Here is a 4,181-nt window from a genome sequence, read left to right as displayed (position 1 = left end):
AAGTAGAGCGCGTCGATTCCGGCTATCGGTCGATGATGTCAGTGCAGTCGTCGCTGGTGATGTATCCGATCTATGCCTATGGCTCGGACGAACAGCGCAAGAAGTACCTGCCCAAGCTCGCCAGCGGCGAGTGGATCGGCTGTTTCGGCCTGACCGAGCCGGATGCAGGCTCCGACCCGGGCGGTATGAAGACGCGCGCCGAGAAGACCGCCAACGGCTACAAGCTGTCCGGTTCGAAGATGTGGATTTCCAACGCGCCCGTCGCCGATGTGTTCGTCGTCTGGGCGAAGCTGAAGGGGGAGAACGGCAAGGACGAGATCCGTGGCTTCGTGCTGGAAAAGGGCATGAAAGGGCTTTCGGCGCCGAAGATCGGCGGCAAGCTGTCGCTGCGGGCGTCGATCACCGGCGAAGTGGTGATGGAAGGCGTCGAGGTCGGCGAGGACGCGCTGCTGCCCAACGCAAAGGGCCTTGGCGGACCGTTCGGATGCCTCAACCGGGCTCGCTTCGGCATTTCCTGGGGCTCGATGGGCGCCGCCGAGGATTGCTGGCACCGCGCCCGCCAATACGGTCTCGACCGCAAGCAGTTCGGCAAGCCGCTGGCCGGCACGCAACTCTACCAGAAGAAGCTTGCCGACATGCAGACCGAAATTGCGTTGGGATTGCAGGCGTCCTTGCGCGTCGGGCGGCTGCTGGATGAAGGTAAGATGGCGCCGGAAATGATCTCGATCGTCAAGCGCAACAATTGCGGCAAGGCGCTGGACATCGCCCGCCAGGCCCGCGACATGCATGGCGGCAACGGCATCCAGATCGGCTACCACGTCATGCGCCACGCGCAGAACCTGGAGACGGTCAACACCTATGAAGGCACGCATGACGTGCATGCGCTGATCCTGGGAAGGGCGCAGACGGGGTTGCAGGCATTTTTCTGAGCCGGTAACCGTTGCTTAAATTAGGTGCACCGCAACATCTCTGCTTGGAGAATGGCCGCCAGATGTGTCAGGGTTCAGCGAAATCGTTTGAAACGCTGAATTCCGGGGCCCCATGGCAATTCTGGCAGCCGTCTACCACCTGACCCATTACAAATACGACCGGCCGGTGGTTCTCGGGCCCCAGATCATCCGGCTGCAGCCGGCGCCGCATTCCCGTACCAAGGTGCTGAGCCATTCGCTCAAGGTCGAGCCGGCGAACCACTTCGTCAATCTGCAGCAGGATCCTTACGGCAATTTCCTCGCCCGCTTCGTCTTTCCGGAGCCGGTGACGGAGTTGAAGATCGAGGTTGACCTCGTCGCCGACATGACGGTCTACAATCCGTTCGATTTCTTCGTCGAGCCGTCGGCCGAGGCGTTTCCGTTCGAGTATCCGGAAGAGATACGCGACGATCTCGCCATCTATCGCACTCCGGAGCCGGCGGGACCGCTGCTGTCGGCGCTGCTGAAGACCATCGATCGCAGCGCTGCCAACACCGTCAATTTCCTGGTCGATCTCAACGCGCGGCTGCAGCGCGAGATCGCCTATATCGTGCGCATGGAAACCGGTGTGTTCTCGCCGGAAGAGACCTTGGCCGCGAAAAAGGGATCGTGCCGGGATTCGAGCTGGCTGCTGGTGCAGATCCTGCGCAATCTCGGCATCGCGGCGCGCTTCGTTTCCGGCTATCTGGTCCAGTTGAAGCCCGATCTGGTGGCGCTGGACGGTCCAGCCGGAACCGCCGTCGACTTCACCGATCTGCATGCGTGGTGCGAGGTCTATCTTCCCGGCGCCGGCTGGATCGGCTTCGATCCGACCTCGGGCCTGCTCACCGGCGAGAGCCATGTGCCGCTGGCCGCCACGCCGCATTTCCGCAACGCGGCCCCGATTTCCGGCATGGCGAGCTTCGCCAATGTCGAATTCGGCTTCGAGATGCGGGTCGACCGCATCGCCGAACATCCGCGCATCACCAAGCCATTTTCGGACGAAAGCTGGCAGGCGCTCGACGCTCTGGGCAACAAGGTCGATAAAGCACTTGCCGCCGGCGACGTGCGGCTCACCATGGGCGGCGAGCCGACTTTCGTGTCGATCGACGATTTCGAGTCGGCCGAATGGAACACCGCCGCCGTCGGTCCCACCAAGCGCGAAAAGGCCGACGAACTGATCCGTAAACTGCGCGAGCGCTTTGCGCTGGGCGGCTTTCTCCATTACGGCCAGGGCAAATGGTATCCGGGCGAAAGCCTGCCGCGCTGGACCTTTTCGCTCTACTGGCGTGCCGACGGCCAGCCGGTGTGGAGCGATCCGTCGCTGATCGCACGCGAAAAGAGCGAGGCCGACATCGGCCCGAAGCAGGCCGAAAGCCTGCTCACCGCGATTGCCGGCGAACTCGGCATCGACAAAGCCATGGTCAGCGAAGCCTATGAGGATCCGGCCGAATGGCTGCTCAAGGAAGGCAAGCTGCCCGACAATGTCGATCCGTCCAACTCTAGGCTGGAGGATCCGGAAGAACGCAGCCGCATGGCGAAAGTGTTCGAACGCGGGCTGACCAAACCGTCCGGCTATGTGCTCCCCGTCCAGCGCTGGAACAGCCAGGCATCGGATCCGCGCTGGCGTTCGGAAAAATGGAAGACGCGGCGTGGCCGGCTGTTCCTGGTGCCAGGCGATTCACCGGTCGGCTACCGGCTGCCGCTCGGCACGTTGCCCTATGTGCCGCCGGAGCAATTCCCTTATATCGTGCCGGTCGATCCGTCACTGCCACGCGGCCCGCTGCCCGCGCGTGAAGCCATACTGGCCGGACCGGCTCCAGCCGAACTGGAAGGCGCCGACGAGATGGCGCGCCGCCAGCAGGCGGCATCGTTCACCGCTGCGACCGGCCAGCAGGAGCGGGTCGAGCAGGAGATCACCGAGATCGGCGGCGCGGTGCGCACCGCACTTTCGGTCGAACCGCGTGATGGGCGGCTTTGCGTGTTCATGCCGCCGGTCGAGGCGCTGGAAGACTATCTCGAACTGGTCGCGGCGGCCGAGAACGCGGCGAAGGCGATAGGCCTTCCCGTGCACATCGAAGGCTATGGCCCGCCGCACGATCCGCGCCTCAACGTCATCCGCGTCGCGCCTGACCCAGGCGTCATCGAGGTCAACATCCATCCTGCATCCAACTGGCAGGATTGCGTGGCGACGACGACGGCGATCTACGAGGAGGCGCGGCAGACACGGCTTGGCGCAGACAAGTTCATGATCGATGGCCGCCACACCGGCACCGGCGGCGGCAACCATGTCGTGGTCGGCGGTGCGACACCCAATGACAGCCCGTTCCTGCGAAGGCCGGACCTGCTGAAGAGCCTGGTGCTGCAATGGCAGCGCCATCCGTCGCTGTCCTACCTGTTCTCCGGCCTGTTCATCGGGCCGACCAGCCAGGCGCCACGCTTCGACGAAGCGCGTCACGACTCGCTCTACGAGCTTGAGATCGCTATGGCGCAGGTGCCGCATCCAGACCAGGGCAACGCACCCTTGCCATGGCTGGTCGACCGGCTGTTCCGCAATTTGTTGACCGACGTCACCGGGAATACGCATCGTTCGGAAATCTGCATCGACAAGCTGTTCTCGCCCGACGGACCGACCGGCCGGCTGGGGCTGGTCGAATTCCGCGGCTTCGAGATGCCGCCCAATGCGCGCATGAGCCTCGCGCAGCAACTTTTGGTCCGCGCCATCATTGCCCGTGCCTGGAAGAGCCCGCTCGACGGCCGTTTCGTGCGTTGGGGCACATCGCTGCATGACCGCTTCATGCTGCCGCATCATGTCTGGGCCGATTTCCTCGACGTGCTCGACGACCTCAAGCTCAACGGTTTTGAGTTCCGTCCCGAATGGTTCGACGCCCAGCTCGAATTCCGCTTCCCGTTCTGCGGCGAGGTTCAGCATGCCGGCATCAAGCTGGAACTGCGCCAGGCGCTGGAGCCGTGGCATGTGATGGGCGAGCAAGGCGCGATCGGCGGCACCGTGCGCTTCGTCGATTCCTCGGTCGAACGGCTGCAGGTCAAGACCGAAGGGCTGAACCCGGAGCGCCACGCAGTCGTCTGCAACGGCCGCATCGTGCCGATGAAGGTCACTGAGAATCGCGAAGTGGCGGTGGCAGGCGTGCGCTTCAAGGCCTGGCAGCCGGCATCGGGCCTGCATCCGGCGCTGCCCGTCAACACGCCGCTGGTCTTCGACATCTATGACCG

At 63.7% G+C, this 4,181-nt stretch carries 2 protein-coding genes; both read left to right on the top strand.

Annotated elements, in window-relative coordinates:
* The coding region (locus EOA22_RS26105; protein ID WP_127390314.1) for an acyl-CoA dehydrogenase family protein at positions 1-929 on the top strand (929 nt) is incomplete at its 5' end.
* Between the two features lie 112 nt (positions 930-1,041).
* Positions 1,042-4,181: transglutaminase family protein (locus EOA22_RS26100; protein ID WP_164755823.1), on the top strand; the 3,140-nt coding region annotated here is incomplete at its 3' end.

This window comes from Mesorhizobium sp. M7A.F.Ca.US.014.04.1.1 (assembly GCF_003998745.1).
Taxonomy (GTDB): domain Bacteria; phylum Pseudomonadota; class Alphaproteobacteria; order Rhizobiales; family Rhizobiaceae; genus Mesorhizobium; species Mesorhizobium ciceri.
This window is presented reverse-complemented; position numbering and strand designations above follow the sequence as displayed.